This is a genomic window from Alteromonas aquimaris (genome assembly GCF_026183695.1).
In the GTDB taxonomy this organism is placed as follows: Bacteria; Pseudomonadota; Gammaproteobacteria; order Enterobacterales; family Alteromonadaceae; genus Alteromonas; species Alteromonas aquimaris.
The window spans coordinates 1-15,606 of the sequence record NZ_JAPFRD010000009.1 but is presented as its reverse complement, the minus strand read 5'-3'; the positions used below and the strand labels follow the sequence as shown (position 1 = coordinate 15,606).

Sequence of the window (15,606 nt, the reverse complement as noted above, 5' to 3'; positions counted from 1 at the left end):
CCCTGGTGTTAGATTGGAAACAAAAAGAGTAATAGAAAAGTGATGGTGAATATGTTTCGATTGATAAGCTTTAGCATGCTCGTTTTGAGTTTTTGTACCTTAGCCGAGTCAGATGAAAAGATGCTTAAACAAAAATTATCTGGTATGGAACAATATCGGGCATCGTTCAAGCAAGTGGTGAAAGACAGTAATCAAGAAATGGTACACCAGTCAGCGGGCCGTCTGGTGATGGCTCGGCCGGATAAGTTGCGCTGGCAAACCGATGAACCTGATGAAGTTTTGTTAATTGCCGACGGTAACAATGTATGGAATATCGATCAATTTGTTGAGCAAGTCACCATCATGAGTCAGAGTCAGATTGTGGCTGACAATCCGTTTATATTGCTAACGAATACCAGTGAGGAGGCATGGTCGCAATTTAATATTGAAAAAGTAGCCAATGCGAACCAATTTGTTATCACTCCTAAGGCAGATAAAGGGCAGATTAAGCGTTTAACTTTGCGTTTTAAAAATGATCAACTTGTTGGCCTGACCATGAAGGACGCACAAGAGCAAATCAGTGAATTGCTATTTTCCAATATTGAAACGCAGTTTTCGGTTGTTGACGATATGTTCCTTCCCAACTATCCAGATTCGTTCACGGTCGATGATCAACGGTGAACCAGCAGTCGTCAAAACCCTATACACCACTTGCGGCTCGGCTGCGTCCACAAAATGTGGATGAATATGTAGGGCAAGAGCATATTCTTGGTGAAGGGAAGCCACTTAGAAAGATGTTGTTAGCCGGGCAATGTCATTCGATGGTCCTGTGGGGGCCTCCGGGTACAGGCAAAACAACGCTCGCCCAATTGATTGCTCAGTATACCGAGGCCAGTGTCATTCAGCTGTCTGCTGTTACATCAGGAGTGAAGGATGTGCGAGCGGCAATGGAAAAGGCTACACAGGATGCTCGTTATCACAAACGCACTATTTTGTTTATAGATGAAATCCATCGGTTCAATAAGAGTCAACAGGATGCATTTCTCCCTTTTGTTGAAGACGGTACGGTAACCCTCATTGGTGCAACCACCGAAAACCCCTCATTCGAGCTTAATAAAGCATTGTTATCCAGGGTCAGGGTTTACATTCTACAATCTTTACATGAAGAAGCTTTGTCTGGACTACTAGACAGGGCGCTGTCTGACGTAGACAGAGGGCTGGGTAGTTTATCCTTGTCACTTGAAGACGACGCCAGAACGGCCTTGCTGGTAGCGTGTGCTGGCGATGCAAGACGCCTCTTGTTTTATTTGGAATTGGCTTGTGATTTTGCAGAAAATAATACTATTAGTCTCAGTGAGGTAGAAGCGGCAGTGGGTCAAAAGATAGCCGCATACGACAAACAAGGAGACGCATTTTATGATCTTATATCGGCGTTTCATAAGTCGGTGCGGGGGTCAGATCCGGATGCAGCACTTTATTGGTATGTAAGGATCCTCAACGGTGGCGGAGACCCTCTCTACGTTGCTCGCAGGTTGTTGGCGATAGCGTCTGAGGACATTGGTAATGCAGACCCGCGCGCTATTCAATTAAGTCTGAATGCCTGGGATACGTATCATCGGGTGGGGCCAGCTGAAGGAGAACGTGCAATTGCCCAGGCCGCTATATATTGCGCGCTAGCAGCAAAGAGTAACGCGGTTTATAAGGCTTTTAACGAGGCCAAGGCGATTGTTTCTAAATGTCCTGACTATCCGGTACCGAACCACTTACGCAATGCCCCAACGAGTTTGATGAAAGATCAAGGGTTTGGTAAAAGTTATCGTTATGCGCACGATGAAGCGAATGCTTTTGCCGCCGGTGAATGTTATCTCCCACCAGAATTATCTGAGTTAAGACTCTACCACCCGAATGAACGGGGACTGGAAAAAACCTTAAAAGCTAAACGCGATTATCTGGACGAGCTCAACCGCAACAGTAGTCTAAAAAGGAATTAAGATGAGTCCGTCAGTCACCCTGTATTTTTACATTGCCCTGGGTGGGGCTGCTGGTGCATGTTTACGTTTTTTTGTCACCCAATCAGTTGATTCTTGGTTTGGAAAACAATTCCCATTTGGTACACTCACGGTTAATGTAGTGGGTTCTTTTTTACTGGCCATCGTGTACGGTTTAATCGAACATGGCAGTTGGGCAGAATTTCCTTATCGAGCGTTAGTTGGGGTAGGGCTGCTTGGTGCTTTTACCACTTTTTCAACCTTTTCCCTGGAAACGCTAACTCTACTAGAAAACGGTTTGTGGGAAAAAGCAGTAATGAACATACTGGTAAATGTGACCGCCTGCCTGATTGCTGGCTGGTTGGCTATTTTGTTAATTAAAGGATAAAAGAAGATCCATGTTAGATCCTAAGTTTTTACGAGAAGAAATTGAACACACGGCGATGCGTCTTAAGAGCCGCGGTTTTATGCTGGACGTGGAGCAACTAAAAGCGCTTGAAGAAAAGCGTAAGAGCTTACAGATTAAAACACAGGAACTACAAAACGAACGTAACGTTCGAAGTAAGTCGATTGGGAAAGCCAAAGCTCAGGGCCAGGACATTGCCCCACTTTTAGCCGAAGTGGGTAAATTGGGTAATGAATTGGATAGTGCAAAAGAAGAGTTGTCAGAGCTTCTCCAACAAATACAAGATATTGCGCTAGGCATCCCGAACCTACCTCATGAATCAGTGCCTGTTGGTAAAGATGAAGAAGAAAATGAGGAAGTATCTCGTTGGGGAGAACCTTCTAAATTCGATTTTGAAGTGAAAGATCATGTCGATATTGCCCAGGGGTTGGATAATGGTGCAGATTTCGAGACTGGGGTAAAACTCTCTGGAAGCCGTTTTGTGTTAATGCGGGGAGAGGTTGCCAGGCTACATCGTGCACTTTCGCAGTTTATGTTGGACGTCCATACTCAGGAGCATGGCTACGAGGAAAATTACGTACCTTACTTAGTTAATACTGAAAGTATGCTGGGTACTGGACAGCTACCTAAGTTCGCAGGTGATTCCTTTCATACAGAACCTGCTACCGAAGAAGGCCAGCGCTTGTCGCTAATCCCTACCGCCGAAGTGCCGTTGACAAATGTCGCTCGCGATCACATTTTTGAAGCAAAGCAATTGCCCGTGAAAATGACAGCGCATACGCCGTGTTTCAGGAGTGAAGCCGGTTCCTACGGGCGAGATACCAGAGGCCTTATCAGAATGCATCAGTTCGATAAGGTGGAATTGGTCCAATTGGTCGAACCGTCGAAAAGCTTTGAAGCACTTGAAGAGCTAACCAATCATGCTGAAGTGATCTTACAAAAGCTCAATCTTCCTTATCGCAAGATGCTTCTTTGTACTGGAGATATGGGTTTCGGGTCGTGCAAAACCTACGATTTGGAAGTGTGGTTGCCTGCACAAGATACTTATCGAGAGATTTCGTCGTGCTCGAATATGCTCGATTTTCAGGCCCGTCGTATGCAAGGCCGCTATCGTAATCCTGAAACGAAAAAGCCTGAATTGCTTCATACTTTGAATGGTTCTGGTTTAGCCGTTGGCCGAACACTGGTAGCGGTTTTGGAAAACTATCAGCAAGCTGATGGTTCAGTTAAAGTACCTGAAGTGCTACTTCCCTATATGGGGGGAATAACTGAGCTTCGCGCTGCAGCAAAATAGCATTAAAGACATTTAGCGGGTTTTGGCAGACCCGCTAATTTTGTGGCCTGCTTGGCAGGGCCTCTGGGGAACAATCGTTGCAGATAACGGCTGTTACCTTTTTCCGGGCCGAATTTTACTGCCATTGCTTTAACTAGCGCTCGTATTGCTGGACTCGTTTCGTACTCTAAATAGAACGCTCTTACAAACCGTACGACTTCCCAATGAGCATCGGTTAAAACGATATTCTCCTGTTCAGCTAAAATGGGAACCATTTCCTCTCGCCAGTCTCGGTAATCCAGCAGGTAGCCCGCCTTGTCGACTTCTATTTGCTGTTGTTCCCAGTCTAAAAAATAAGAATTCTGCACTACCAGTTCAACCAATGTTTGTGTGTTGTAGTTAACTTAACCCATGCTGCGTAATCGACCATATCAACGTCAACACTGTCAACGCCTCGCGAAAGGCAATCTTGCTTTAACGCATATATATTTGCGTTACTGTTTATAACACCCGTGTACAAATTATAAACCCCGTTTTCGGCAAACATAATAGCGTCTTCAGCGCTTAAGGATTTAAGGGTTTGCTTTTGCCACTCACTTAATTGTGAATTTCTAATGATATAAAGCATCAGAACGTTACCACATGATTGGCTTTATTATACAAAGCCTGCAATTCTTTTTCGGTGACTGGGGATGCGACGTCGCCTAGTACACTTTCCGACAAACCTAACAACTGTAAACTGAGTTCACTGTAAAAACATTCTTCAATATCAAAAAATGGTAGGGCGGTTAATCGCTTAGCATGATTTGGCGTACCCTCTGGCTGTTGTCGCATTATTAGTTGATAAAGGCCTTCACCTTCAAAAACTAGCAGTACCTCGTGCCCAAAATTGGTTGCTGAAATAGCAAAGTCTAATCCTTCCTCGGCACTGTTGGTGCCGTAGGGAGCACTGGTCATACGAATAAGAATAGTTGCCATTAAAACTGTACCAATCGATCAGCTTTATGAAGCTGAGTAAAAAAATCCGCTAACCCGGTTTGTTCAAACGGAGCTTGTAAAGTGAATGCAGCTAAATCGTTTTCTACTTGCTCTTGTTGGCTAATTATTCCACGTTTTGCCGCAGCCGTGACACAGACTTGTAATTTAATATTGTTTTGCGCAGCCAGTTTGCACCAACCTTTATACAGATTGACCTGGCCTGCTGTAGGCGTACTGAGAAAGTTAGCGTTAAATACGCCTTGTTGGTAAAAAAATATATTGCGTAAACAGGTATCAGGGTTTTCTGCTAGCGCCTGGGCAAACAGTTGTGCACTGCTTATACGTTCGCCATCATACGGGGCGCTGGTAATTAACATCGAATATGAAAGCATACCAATAAAAAACACCCCTAAAAGGGGTGTTTCTCCATTACAATTCGACTAGCGGTATTAGTCGTCGCCACCGAATGCACCTAATAGGTGAAGCATAGATACAAACAAGTTGTAGATGTTCAAATATAACGAGACAGTAGCCCGGATATAATTGGTTTCACCACCGTGAATGATTCGACTGGTATCAAACAAAATCAGGCCAGACATGATGAATACGATAGCTGCGCTTAATGCCAGGCTAACCGCTGGAATAGCAAAAAAGATATTTGCTATACCCGCAATAATAGCTACTACCAAACCAACCATTAAGAAACCACCCAAGAATGAGAAGTCCTTCTTAGTAGTTAGAACGTAACCGGAAAGAGCAAAAAACACGAGCGCTGTCGCTCCAAGCGCTTCCATGATGAGTCCAGGGCCCGCTACACCTAAATAAAAATTAAGCGTATAACCTAAGGATGCACCCATCAAGCCTGTGAAAAGGAAAACCCAGTAGATACCGGAAGCTGAGTCCGCTTTCTTATGAACGACAAACAAGGTGATGAAAGCACCGATTGTCATTACTAACGACATCATAGGAGTAATGCCAACAGCCATTGCGATACCTGCACACACCGCACTGAATGCCAGTGTCATGGCGAGTAACATATAGGTGTTGCGCAAAACTTTATTAGTCTGCAGTACAGATGTCTGAGATGCACTTGCATACATCGAACGTTGATCCATTATTTTCTCCAACTGGACACTCGAATTCGACCATAAACGGTCATACTATTTATTACTTCCTTTGTATGGCTTTTGGTTTCTTTTTTCAAGTGTTTTCGGCAACTATACCCACTATTCAAAACAAATTTTGTGTAACAAGCTGTAAAAATAAACGCTATGGTTATTTCTCAAGCAGTTAAACTTTTTTTTTAAATTAACCCTTTACAGTGCGAAAAATATCATTAAGATACGCCTCACTTCACGGAGAGTTGGCAGAGTCCGGTTGAATGCACCTGACTTGAAATCAGGCGAAGGGTCAAACCTTCCGGGGGTTCGAATCCCTCACTCTCCGCCACATTCTTAAAACCGCACAATCGTGCGGTTTTTTTCTTTTTACAGTTGGAACGGGTCCGTTCCGGTATATCTAGTTTTATCCGCAACAAAGTGCTGCCTCAGCATGTTAATTTCAGCTATTAACTCGTTGGTTTTAAGACGGTTGTGGCAGGGCGGGCTCTAATAGGACAGGCGTCGCTGAAGAAGTGAAGTATGCTAAGTTAGTTCTATCCCCCATCTGCTTTAGCCTGAAGAATCAACAGGCTATCGGGTAGGCTGCGGTGGGAGAAGGGGTGCTTGCTAACTCCTCAGTTTTGTAGCGGTAATGATATGCGGGAAGCAGCCCGCTACCCTTAGAGAATGTCGCTTTCATCCGTGGCCCTAACCTTAGTTATTTTTTCGCATTGCCGTTTCAAACTTACGTCAAAAAAATTGAGCAGGGCAATTAACGCTTCAACTTTGTTGCACCCAATTAGTGTCGAAAAAGCGGCAAAAACGGATGGGTTTATGCGCGGCCTATTTGATTAGGGCTAGTAACAACAGCATCATTAAGCTTACCAAATCGTTTTACGAACCGACTGTTGTCATTACCCGCTCCATTTAAATAACCATGACTCTCTTTTGCGAACAATGACGTTAACCAGATTTTTACTATCGATAAAGGTGGGCCTTACTCGTAACAACCTGGCATAAAATGTAACGTTCTGTTTCCCAGCCAGCCCATGGCAGAAAGTTTCTGCTAAGGTAGTGAAAAAAATGGGTAGGGAATATGGCGCATTTCAGAGGTTTGCATTCATACATTACTAGCCTGACGCATCTCGTCGGCTGGTTAATTATTTTATATTTCGTATTGTTTGGGATCGTGCGTGTAGGGGTAGGGGCGGCACTTTTTTTACAGTCACAGACGCTAATCGATCTAGTACCGCTGCAAGATGCACTACTGGAAACCCAATCTTTTATTAATGCGCGATTGAATGAACAACTTGTTGTATTCACACTCCCAATCTATTTTTTATATATTTTCTTAATGGGGGGGATTCTACTCACCGGTGCATATGGCGTAATAAAACGCAAACCATTTGGCTTTTATTGCCTTTTTCTTTATCTAACTATGCATGCTGGTTTATTTTTAAATTTTCAAGAAATAAACCCTAAGCTAACTGGGCTTGCTGTGGCGGCAGCAGCTTGGGTGGTGTTGTATGTTGTCAGAAAGCCTGTGAAGGGGTAAGTGAGGGGGCGATATAGCCCGTTACTTTTTCACCCACTTGTCATCTGCATTTTTATGATATTTTTCTTTGACAGCGGCCCATGCAACTTTAAAAGCGACCTCTTCACGACTGTCGTTTCCTCGACGATCCTCTTTATCTTTATATTCGTCCCACGCACTGTTAAAGGCTTCTTTGAATATATCCTGCGCATGGGAAGGTAAATTGTTTTTGACGGCGACGGGTAAATCCTGTTTATTTTCGTATGGCATGGTTTATTATTCCTCTGAAAATAACTTTATACTTCTGTTATCGTTTCATCGTTCAACACTTAATTACTAGGGATAGCCAAAACTCTCTCGTTCAAGTATTCACAGTTTTAACTAACATGATATGATGCGATTCGAAGTGAAACCACTATCAAAATAGTGAGCGTAAAACGTGATCAAAATACTCCTAGCGGACGATCATGACCTGGTACGTAATGGAATTCGCCGAATTCTCGAAGATGTAGGTGATTTTACCGTGATTGGCGAAGCTAAAAATGGTGAAGAAGCTGTCCAGTTATGTCGTAGAAATGCCCCTGATGTGGTGTTAATGGATGTGAACATGCCAGGTATGGGAGGCTTAGAGGCGACGAAAAAAGTCGTACGCATGTCTGAAAACACGCGTGTTATATGTTTATCAATGCACAAAGAAAACCCCATACCTGCGCAGGTAATGCAGCAAGGCGCTTACGGCTTTCTGACAAAAGATACTGAACCCAATGAAATGATCCGTGCTATCTATAAAGTGGCGGCGGGACAAAAATATTTACCCCCTGACATTGCACAAAGTATTGCGATTAGCCGGATAGCCCCCGACAATGATAATCCATTTGATGGCCTTTCAACCCGTGAACTTAATATTGCATTGCGACTTACCCGTGGGCAAAAAGTGCCAGAAATTGCTGTTGAATTAAGCATCAATTCGAAAACGGTTAATACCTATCGTTATCGCATGTTCGAGAAACTGGGTGTTTCAACTGACGTTGAACTCACGCATCTCGCATTGCGCCATAAACTTATCGATCCAAACTTGTTGTAGATAGTAATAAGATGCATGTCAGACTTTGACGCAAATGAGTTCCTAAAGCATTTATCTCACCAACCTGGTGTGTACCGTATGTACAATCAGGAAGGGGATGTAATTTATGTAGGGAAAGCCAAAAACCTGAAAAATAGGGTATCCAGCTATTTCAGAATGAAAGTGGATAATGCTAAGACTCGTGCGCTTGTCAGTCAAATAGCGAACATGGATGTAACGGTGGTTAACAGTGAAACTGAAGCGTTCCTGTTAGAAAATAACTTCATTAAGAAATACAAACCTCGCTATAACGTGCTTTTACGGGATGATAAATCTTACCCTTTTATTTTTTTGTCCGCTCACGACCACCCAAGACTCGCGTTTCATCGAGGTCCTCAAAAAGCCAAAGGCGAATACTTCGGTCCTTATCCCAGCGCGTGGTCAGTGAGAGAGAGTCTGCGCTCAATGCAGCGAATATTTCCTGTGAGACAGTGTGAGGATAGTTATTACCGGGCACGCAGCCGTCCATGCCTGCAATATCAGATGAAGCGTTGCTCGGCGCCGTGTGTAGAAGGCTATGTAAGCGACGAAGAGTATCAGGAACAGGTGAGTCTGGCGCGCTTATTCTTACAGGGTAAGAACCAGCAAGTTATTGCCACAATGGTAGATAAAATGGAACGCGCCAGCGAATCGCTAAATTTTGAAGCAGCTGCGCGATATCGTGATCAAATTAATGTACTTAGGAAAGTGCAGGAACGTCAATGGGTCTCTGGGACTCTGGATGAGATGGATGTGTTCGGTTTCGCTGTTAAAGGGGGGATGGCGTGTATACAGGTGCTGTTTATCCGCGATAATCAATTATTAGGAAGTAAAGCCTATTTTCCCAAGGTGCCCGCTAATACAGAACAAGAAGAAATATTTGAATCATTCTTTTTACAATTTTATTTAGCAGGAAATAAAATTATCCCCAAACAGATAGTGCTTAATACTGCACTTTCGGATGAGCCCGCAATTATTGACTTATTGTCACACGAAGCCAAACATAAGGTTAAACTTTTCCGCGGGGCGAGAGAGGAAAAACGTCGTTATCTGCAATTAGCACAAAAAAATGCAGAATCAGCATTAGAAGCACAGTTTGGCAAACAACAGTCTATTTTAGCGCGTTATATAGACTTGGAATCGGCCCTTGAACGGGATATGCCCATTCAGCGCATGGAGTGTTTCGACATCAGTCACACCGCGGGGGAGCAGACGGTTGCCTCATGTGTGGTGTTTAATCGCGAAGGCCCGCTTAAAAGTGATTACAGACGTTTCAACATTGAAGGTATTACCCCTGGCGACGACTATGCGGCCATGGCACAGGCACTAAAACGCCGCTATAAGAATGTTAAAGAGGTCAGTAAAATTCCTGACATCTTGTTTATAGATGGAGGAAAAGGCCAGTTAGCTCAAGCTGAAAATTTTTTCGAGGACTGGCCAGAAGAGGCCAAACCTTTGTTGATAGGCGTGGCGAAAGGCACGACTCGAAAACCTGGGTTGGAGACCTTGATCCTGGCTGGTTCGCATGAAACTATCGCGTTGGACTCGCATTCTCCGGGCCTGCATTTAATCCAACACATACGAGATGAATCTCACCGTTTTGCCATCAGTGGCCATCGTAATCGCCGTCAGAAAGTTAAAACCACATCAAGCCTTGAGAGTATCCCCGGTATAGGGGCCAAAAGACGTCAAACGTTACTTAAGTATATGGGGGGCTTACAAGGTTTGAAAAAGGCAAGTAAAGATGAAATTGCTAATGTCCCTGGTATCAGTAAAGAACTCGCTGAGACAATTTATGATCATTTGCATTTATAAATCACTATTGATGAGTTCAAAATTACGTTAATCTGATAATAGAACAAAAAGAAGGACAGCCGGTTACGCTGGTGAATAAGTAATTATGTGGACAGTACCCAATATCATCACCCTATTTCGCGTTATTCTTATACCTGTATTTGTGTTCGTTTACTTTTTAGACTGGCAGTGGGCGAAACAGGCTGGCGCATTTATTTTTTGGTTAGCCGCAATAACCGATTGGATAGACGGTTATTTGGCTAGAAAACTACAACAAAGCACTCCCTTCGGCGCGTTTCTGGATCCCGTGGCCGACAAGTTGATTGTTGCCGCCGCGCTTCTTATGATAACGCACTCCTATCAGTCACTATGGATAACCATACCGGCCATTATTTTAATGGTAAGAGAAGTGTACATATCTGCGCTACGAGAATGGATGGGCCAAATTGGCATGAGTGAACAGGTAAAAGTATCCTTTATAGGTAAAGCAAAAACGATGGCACAAATGCTGGCACTAATAGGCTTACTTTCTGAATTAGAAACCTTCATGGGAATTCCTATTTATTGGGTCACGTTAGGCCATGGTTTATTATACATAGCTGCAATTTTGTCGTTATGGTCGATGGTTGTTTACTCAGCCGCCGCGGGCAAATACTTGAAATCACCCGCCACTGCTAAAAATTGATGTTTCTTCAAGCAAACTGAATAAAAAATTAGCAAACAGTTCATAAACAGCAAATTATTCGTTTTTTTGTATTGACAGTTTAGGTGTTAACGGTAGAATGCACCCCACATTTGAAGCGGGTTACCGTATTGATAACTAGCTCAATTGTAGTGATGAGATTCATCACAAAGAGTACGGAATAGTACAGTTGGTAGTGTACATGCCTCGTCGCGATAGCGATTGCCAAGCCTCTTGGCTGGTTGCGCGAAATGTAAACTGCAAATACTGTTGCGGACTCAAAAGAGTACGGAATAGTACAATTGGTAGTGTACATACCTCGTCGCGATAGCGATTGCCAAGCTTCTTGGCAGGTTGCGCGAAATGTAAACTGCAAATACTGTTACGGACTCAAAAGAGTACGGAATAGTACAGTTGGTAGTGTACATACCTCGTCGCGATAGCGATTGCCAAGCTTCTTGGCAGGTTGCGCGAAATGTAAACTGCAAACACTGTTACGGATTCAAAAAGGGCGGGAATAGCTCAGTTGGTAGAGCACAACCTTGCCAAGGTTGGGGTCGCGAGTTCGAGTCTCGTTTCCCGCTCCAATTCGGCGGAATGGCAGAATGGCTATGCAGCGGATTGCAAATCCGTGGATCTCGGTTCGACTCCGGGTTCCGCCTCCATTATTCCGTTACGCAGTAATGGCTTTAGGCCACACCTTATTGTCGAAAGACAAGCCCATGCCCGGGTGGTGAAATTGGTAGACACAAGGGATTTAAAATCCCTCGCTCGTTAGAGTGTGCCGGTTCAAGTCCGGCCCCGGGCACCATTTTCTAATTCCATAAAATTCTATAAACGTTTTTAACTTTGTTAAATCAGTGTTTTACCTCACTAAAAACACTTTTGAACGTTTGTGATGATTTGCAACATTCCAATTTTTTAGTAACACTCACTGTAACAACGAAAAAATGTTACTTAAACGGTGTTACAAAAACATGCCACGGAATGTAACCGCACTTAACGCAACCCAAATAAAACAAGCGAAACCGCAAGATAAGGAATACAACCTGGCGGATGGAAAAGGGCTCGCTTTAAGAGTAAAACCTAACGGCTCTAAGCTGTGGCTATTCAATTACACACGCCCCCATACTAAGAAGAGAAGCAATATAAGTATTGGTTCATATCCAGAAATATCCCTGGCAGAAGCAAGAGAAGCAAGAGAATCGTTAAGAAAGCTCCTAGTCAAAGATATCGACCCGAAAGATCACAGAGATTCAGAAAAGGTGAGGGCGGTTCAATCTGCAGAGACCACTTTTGAGAGTGTTGCGAGAAAGTGGTTTGTAGTTCACTCAAGCAAAGTAGCTGATGGAACGTTGAAGAACATAAAGCGCTCATTTAAAAATGATATATTTCCTTATATCGGTAAAGTCCCAATTGAAAGCCTGACAGCTCCTAGAGCGATAGAAGTTTTAAATAAAATAATCGAAAGAGGTAGTCATGAAATAGCGCGAAAAGTGGCTAGGCGAATGAATAGCGTTATGACCTATGCGGTCAATGCGGGAATTATCCACCATAATCCACTGATAGGTATTAAAGAATTAATTCCTATCACCAAGGTAAAGCACCAATTAACTTTGCCACCGGAAGAATTACCAGCCCTGATGAAAGCTTTGCGTTATTCGTCAGCTAAAATAACCACTCGCTGTCTAATTGAGTTTCAACTTCACACAATGGTTCGTCCTGGCGAGGCAGCAGAAGCGAAATGGGCTGAAATTGATTTTAAAGAAGCTATCTGGGCTATACCTGCGGAACGAATGAAAATGGATAGGCAGCATTTAGTGCCTCTAACACCACAAGTAATAGAACTTCTAGAGTTAATGAAACCTATCAGCTTTCACCGTGAGTATATTTTTCCTTCACATATCGACCCTAAACGGCCCGCTAATCGACAATCAGCAAATAAAGCACTCAGAGATATGGGATTCAGAGATCGCTTAGTGGCTCATGGTATGAGGGCGCTTGCGAGTACAATTTTGAATGAACAAGGTTTTGACCATGATGTTATTGAAGCTGCGCTTGCTCATAAAGATGAGAATGAGGTGAGGGCAGCGTACAACCGTGCTCAATATCTTCAGCGTAGACGTGAAATGATGGAATGGTGGTCGCGTAAAATAAAGGGAGAAGAATGAATGAGAGCCAGAAAAATTAAAAAAAATGATTGGAACGAAGTTCGTCTATGGAGAGAAGAATTAAAAGATCATGATGATTATCCTGTTAAAGCTTCACTGGAACACTCATGGGAAGTGCTCAGTAATCAAGTATATACTTTTAACTACGACCACACTTTACATAATGTATTAGATCGTGAGAGCGACGAGAGGCTAGCGGCGACTCCCTTAGACGCCTTTAATTACTATATTGATAGTGGATTTTATCCTCCCCCAGAAATTCTTCTATGGTTAACCGATTGCTTCATGGAGTACTTTAAGAGTGGCGGTTCAAAAAGTTTAGAGCACATTTTTTTTGGACGTGAAAAGCCGTCTGTCGGTAATGAAGCAGCAAGACGATCTTCTGATCAGCTTTATATGACATTTTCTGGAATAGTTGGCTTAGAAAAGTTAGGAGCTAAAAATAAAGGGGGAAAGTCGCCTTCTCAGTCTGAACTGGCTGAGGAATTTTTAAACGGTAGGTATCCGTTTGGGGATAAAGAGTTTCTTGAAAAATTAAGCGGTACGGACGTTGAGACATTTTTGCGAAACTGGAGACGCTGGAAAAAAAAAGCGGACAAATAACGTGATTAGCTGTCCGTTACTTCTCTTAGGATTATCAAGAAAATCACTGTGAGCTTTGAACGTTAAACAACAACTCAGGTGATTCAAATGAAAGATGATATTTCAATTCTGAAACCCGCTGAAGTCCTCAAACTAACTACATGGTCAACCTCTGGCCTACGAAGACAAGTTTTAGAAGGACTTTTCCCACCAGCTCTAAATTTAGGTGCTCGATCAACTGGCTACATAACTGAAGAAGTACAGGCGGTTCTTACGGCTCGTTCTATTGGTATGAGTGACGATGAACTAAAAGAAATAGTTGAAAGACTTGTCAAATATCGAAAATTAAGAGCAAGTCGACTCTTAGACGTAATAGCGGCATGAGGTAACTATTATGAAAATTAATAGTGCAGCCGCCCCGAAAGACGACAACACCAATCTGAACACTGGTAAGTCTAAACCATTACATCCACCAAAAAAAATAGAACGTTTTCTCATGCTTTTAATTCGAAAAGGAAGCGATGGTATAACCCAACCTGAAGCATTTTGGGATTACCGCGAATCGTGCCTCCATACTTCTGTAAGCTCTTTACAGAAACAACATGGAATAACGGTAGCGAGAAAGCCTGATAAATCGACAATCGTTAACTACTGCCAGAAGGCTTTCAATCGCTATTGGTTAGCAGACGATGAACAGAGGAAGAAAGCGATAATTCTTCTTAATTTCTTTCGTAGCAAGCGAAAAGCCGATCCACTGAGCTTCGAACCACCGTCCCATCCAAACGCAGCGTAGCCCTTAGGGGCTACCCGTTCGGGGAAAGATTATGTCAGAAAGAAAGGTGCTTACAAAGCGCCCTGAGAAAATATTTCTTTTCGATACTGTTGTTAATTACCAGGGTGTACTTGGAGCCGCTATGACTGGCGACATTTATTATTGGATTGCTAAAGGCTACAACCCTTGGAAATGTGCCGAAGACTACGCTGAAATGTTCTACGTAAACGAAAAAACGATTAGAAGGAAGCTGCGAACACTATTTGAAGAACAGGGCTATTTCCACCGTAAAAGAACAAGAATGAACTCAGGCTGGTTAGGAGCATACGAATACTCGCATGTGAACAGCCATAACAGTAACGCGTTAAAAGAACTCTATACGAAGCTTCTCACAAATAATTCACCCGATCATGATTTTGGGGAATTTGATGGTTGTGGGAACGACTATAAAGAGATACCCAGCTTTCAAATACTGACTATTGATTCCATAGACACTACGCAGGATATCAAATCTGCTTATCTGCTTTGTAGAATTTCCTGGGCGCAATCTGCGAGAGGCCAGACTGAGCTATATTTCAGGTCAAACGCGCATTTCGAATACTGGTCTAATCTAGGCCGAGGTACAGCTTACCGGCACCTTCAAAAACTAAGACAATTAGGAGTGGTTACATACAACTACTCAGGAAGTCAATTTGTCGTCAGGGCATCAGAAGATGACCCAACAGTAATTTATATGGAATCCTACATGATGGACAAACAAGAAGTGCGAGCCGAGGCCTTACGTGATGCTATTTGCTCAAATTAACACCCTTGTTCCCACCTATGGAGTCAAGTCGAATTCGACTATAAAAAAGTCGTTTTTGACTTTCGACCTTACAAAATGTCCGATAGGGAATAATATTTTGTCCGGTAGGATTAAACAAAATGTCCGCTTGGCATCTTACAAAATGTCCGGTGTAAGTAATAGTACTTAGGTAACAGAACTAGTTAAAAGAACTAATGTAATAGCAGGCAGTTTGCTTGCTCAAAACTGCTCATCTAATTTTTCAATTTCAATCCATTTTAGTAATTTTTCAGACAAAGCCACTTTCTGACTTTAGAATTAGAAATTGGTTCCTGCTTAATTAGAGATGGTCAATCCCAACCTATCATACCCACTCCCACCTATTGAATCGCGCCGGTAAATTCGGAGGCGGATTTGTTTGAGTCATGCTGCCGTATCTTCGGCTAATTGTCGATAATAGT

Annotated in this window: 19 protein-coding genes and 4 tRNA genes; 17 read left to right on the top strand and 6 right to left on the bottom strand. The window is 43.0% G+C overall.

Translation table 11 applies throughout. The annotated features are described in order from the left end of the window. Positions 1 to 51: 51 nt before the first annotated feature. The 4 genes from lolA to serS are packed head-to-tail and all read left to right on the top strand — an operon-like array spanning position 52 to position 3,667. Positions 52 to 660: an outer membrane lipoprotein chaperone LolA gene (gene lolA, locus OPS25_RS06275; RefSeq protein WP_265616793.1), complete on the top strand. Its 609-nt coding sequence runs from the start codon at positions 52 to 54 to the stop codon at positions 658 to 660. Continuing rightward, positions 657 to 1,970 (top strand): replication-associated recombination protein A, encoded by a 1,314-nt coding sequence (locus OPS25_RS06270; RefSeq protein WP_265616792.1) that lies wholly within the window; start codon positions 657 to 659, stop codon positions 1,968 to 1,970. The genes lolA and OPS25_RS06270 overlap by 4 nt, the downstream gene beginning before the upstream one ends. A gap of 1 nt (position 1,971) precedes the next feature. After that, on the top strand, positions 1,972 to 2,355 hold the full coding sequence (gene crcB / locus OPS25_RS06265) for a fluoride efflux transporter CrcB (protein WP_265616791.1): 384 nt from the start codon (positions 1,972 to 1,974) through the stop codon (positions 2,353 to 2,355). A gap of 10 nt (positions 2,356 to 2,365) precedes the next feature. Then, the gene (gene serS, locus OPS25_RS06260; protein WP_265616789.1) at positions 2,366 to 3,667 is read left to right on the top strand and encodes a serine--tRNA ligase; all 1,302 of its coding nucleotides are present in this window, start codon (positions 2,366 to 2,368) and stop codon (positions 3,665 to 3,667) included. Positions 3,668 to 3,669: 2 nt separating this feature from the next. On the opposite strand, the gene OPS25_RS06255 is transcribed toward serS, so the two are convergent. From OPS25_RS06255 to OPS25_RS06235, 5 genes are read right to left on the bottom strand one after another with little or no spacing between them, the layout of a single operon-like run. Further along, a complete protein-coding gene (locus tag OPS25_RS06255; protein ID WP_265616788.1) occupies positions 3,670 to 4,014 on the bottom strand; it encodes a TusE/DsrC/DsvC family sulfur relay protein in 345 nt (114 codons plus the stop codon). Then, entirely contained in the window at positions 4,014 to 4,274 is a 261-nt protein-coding gene (tusB, locus tag OPS25_RS06250) for a sulfurtransferase complex subunit TusB (RefSeq protein WP_265616787.1), read from the bottom strand. The genes OPS25_RS06255 and tusB overlap by 1 nt, the downstream gene beginning before the upstream one ends. Next, the gene (locus OPS25_RS06245; protein ID WP_265616786.1) at positions 4,274 to 4,624 is read right to left on the bottom strand and encodes a DsrE family protein; all 351 of its coding nucleotides are present in this window, start codon (positions 4,622 to 4,624) and stop codon (positions 4,274 to 4,276) included. Before OPS25_RS06245 ends, tusB begins: the two co-directional genes overlap by 1 nt. Next, positions 4,624 to 5,016: a sulfurtransferase complex subunit TusD gene (gene tusD, locus OPS25_RS06240; RefSeq protein WP_265616785.1), complete on the bottom strand. Its 393-nt coding sequence runs from the start codon at positions 5,014 to 5,016 to the stop codon at positions 4,624 to 4,626. The genes OPS25_RS06245 and tusD overlap by 1 nt, the downstream gene beginning before the upstream one ends. 57 nt (positions 5,017 to 5,073) lie before the next feature. After that, positions 5,074 to 5,739, bottom strand: coding sequence for a Bax inhibitor-1/YccA family protein (locus tag OPS25_RS06235; protein WP_265616784.1), 666 nt, complete (start codon positions 5,737 to 5,739; stop codon positions 5,074 to 5,076). Positions 5,740 to 5,981: 242 nt separating this feature from the next. Here OPS25_RS06235 and OPS25_RS06230 point away from each other — a divergent pair. Beyond that, a tRNA-Ser gene (locus OPS25_RS06230) sits at positions 5,982 to 6,073 on the top strand. Positions 6,074 to 6,820: 747 nt separating this feature from the next. Then, on the top strand, positions 6,821 to 7,279 hold the full coding sequence (locus tag OPS25_RS06225; protein WP_265616783.1) for a hypothetical protein: 459 nt from the start codon (positions 6,821 to 6,823) through the stop codon (positions 7,277 to 7,279). Between the two features lie 21 nt (positions 7,280 to 7,300). On the opposite strand, the gene chaB is transcribed toward OPS25_RS06225, so the two are convergent. Beyond that, on the bottom strand, positions 7,301 to 7,528 hold the full coding sequence (gene chaB / locus OPS25_RS06220) for a putative cation transport regulator ChaB (RefSeq protein WP_265616782.1): 228 nt from the start codon (positions 7,526 to 7,528) through the stop codon (positions 7,301 to 7,303). A 169-nt stretch (positions 7,529 to 7,697) separates the two neighbouring features. Here chaB and uvrY point away from each other — a divergent pair, with 169 nt between their 5' ends. From uvrY to OPS25_RS06165, 11 genes are all read left to right on the top strand, one after another. After that, a complete protein-coding gene (uvrY, locus tag OPS25_RS06215; RefSeq protein ID WP_265616781.1) occupies positions 7,698 to 8,342 on the top strand; it encodes a UvrY/SirA/GacA family response regulator transcription factor in 645 nt (214 codons plus the stop codon). Between the two features lie 15 nt (positions 8,343 to 8,357). Beyond that, on the top strand, positions 8,358 to 10,175 hold the full coding sequence (uvrC, locus tag OPS25_RS06210) for an excinuclease ABC subunit UvrC (protein WP_265616780.1): 1,818 nt from the start codon (positions 8,358 to 8,360) through the stop codon (positions 10,173 to 10,175). 85 nt (positions 10,176 to 10,260) lie between these two features. Continuing rightward, the gene (pgsA, locus tag OPS25_RS06205; RefSeq protein ID WP_265616779.1) at positions 10,261 to 10,839 is read left to right on the top strand and encodes a CDP-diacylglycerol--glycerol-3-phosphate 3-phosphatidyltransferase; all 579 of its coding nucleotides are present in this window, start codon (positions 10,261 to 10,263) and stop codon (positions 10,837 to 10,839) included. Positions 10,840 to 11,347: 508 nt separating this feature from the next. Next, positions 11,348 to 11,423: transfer RNA gene (locus tag OPS25_RS06200), tRNA-Gly, on the top strand. Between the two features lie 4 nt (positions 11,424 to 11,427). Then, positions 11,428 to 11,501, top strand: a tRNA-Cys gene (locus tag OPS25_RS06195). Between the two features lie 59 nt (positions 11,502 to 11,560). Further along, a tRNA-Leu gene (locus OPS25_RS06190) sits at positions 11,561 to 11,647 on the top strand. A 166-nt stretch (positions 11,648 to 11,813) separates the two neighbouring features. Continuing rightward, entirely contained in the window at positions 11,814 to 13,007 is a 1,194-nt protein-coding gene (locus tag OPS25_RS06185; protein ID WP_265616778.1) for a tyrosine-type recombinase/integrase, read from the top strand. Further along, positions 13,008 to 13,610 (top strand): hypothetical protein, encoded by a 603-nt coding sequence (locus OPS25_RS06180; protein WP_265616777.1) that lies wholly within the window; start codon positions 13,008 to 13,010, stop codon positions 13,608 to 13,610. An 87-nt stretch (positions 13,611 to 13,697) separates the two neighbouring features. Next, positions 13,698 to 13,973, top strand: a complete 276-nt coding sequence (locus tag OPS25_RS06175) for a helix-turn-helix transcriptional regulator (protein WP_265616776.1) — start codon at positions 13,698 to 13,700, stop codon at positions 13,971 to 13,973. Between the two features lie 10 nt (positions 13,974 to 13,983). Beyond that, positions 13,984 to 14,382, top strand: a complete 399-nt coding sequence (locus OPS25_RS06170; RefSeq protein WP_265616775.1) for a hypothetical protein — start codon at positions 13,984 to 13,986, stop codon at positions 14,380 to 14,382. A 31-nt stretch (positions 14,383 to 14,413) separates the two neighbouring features. After that, on the top strand, positions 14,414 to 15,166 hold the full coding sequence (locus OPS25_RS06165; RefSeq protein WP_265616774.1) for a helix-turn-helix domain-containing protein: 753 nt from the start codon (positions 14,414 to 14,416) through the stop codon (positions 15,164 to 15,166). Positions 15,167 to 15,606: the final 440 nt, after the last annotated feature.

Excerpts from the sequence above, each read along its gene's own strand:
- lolA (WP_265616793.1), top strand. The coding sequence starts at position 52 with ATGTTTCGATTGATAAGCTTTAGCATGCTCGTTTTGAGTTTTTGTACC.
- crcB (WP_265616791.1), top strand. The coding sequence starts at position 1,972 with ATGAGTCCGTCAGTCACCCTGTATTTTTACATTGCCCTGGGTGGGGCT.
- serS (WP_265616789.1), top strand. The coding sequence starts at position 2,366 with ATGTTAGATCCTAAGTTTTTACGAGAAGAAATTGAACACACGGCGATG.
- tusB (WP_265616787.1), bottom strand. The coding sequence starts at position 4,274 with ATGCTTTATATCATTAGAAATTCACAATTAAGTGAGTGGCAAAAGCAA.
- OPS25_RS06245 (WP_265616786.1), bottom strand. The coding sequence starts at position 4,624 with ATGGCAACTATTCTTATTCGTATGACCAGTGCTCCCTACGGCACCAAC.
- tusD (WP_265616785.1), bottom strand. The coding sequence starts at position 5,016 with ATGCTTTCATATTCGATGTTAATTACCAGCGCCCCGTATGATGGCGAA.
- OPS25_RS06235 (WP_265616784.1), bottom strand. The coding sequence starts at position 5,739 with ATGGATCAACGTTCGATGTATGCAAGTGCATCTCAGACATCTGTACTG.
- OPS25_RS06225 (WP_265616783.1), top strand. The coding sequence starts at position 6,821 with ATGGCGCATTTCAGAGGTTTGCATTCATACATTACTAGCCTGACGCAT.
- chaB (WP_265616782.1), bottom strand. The coding sequence starts at position 7,528 with ATGCCATACGAAAATAAACAGGATTTACCCGTCGCCGTCAAAAACAAT.
- uvrC (WP_265616780.1), top strand. The coding sequence starts at position 8,358 with ATGTCAGACTTTGACGCAAATGAGTTCCTAAAGCATTTATCTCACCAA.
- pgsA (WP_265616779.1), top strand. The coding sequence starts at position 10,261 with ATGTGGACAGTACCCAATATCATCACCCTATTTCGCGTTATTCTTATA.
- OPS25_RS06185 (WP_265616778.1), top strand. The coding sequence starts at position 11,814 with ATGCCACGGAATGTAACCGCACTTAACGCAACCCAAATAAAACAAGCG.
- OPS25_RS06180 (WP_265616777.1), top strand. The coding sequence starts at position 13,008 with ATGAGAGCCAGAAAAATTAAAAAAAATGATTGGAACGAAGTTCGTCTA.
- OPS25_RS06175 (WP_265616776.1), top strand. The coding sequence starts at position 13,698 with ATGAAAGATGATATTTCAATTCTGAAACCCGCTGAAGTCCTCAAACTA.
- OPS25_RS06170 (WP_265616775.1), top strand. The coding sequence starts at position 13,984 with ATGAAAATTAATAGTGCAGCCGCCCCGAAAGACGACAACACCAATCTG.
- OPS25_RS06165 (WP_265616774.1), top strand. The coding sequence starts at position 14,414 with ATGTCAGAAAGAAAGGTGCTTACAAAGCGCCCTGAGAAAATATTTCTT.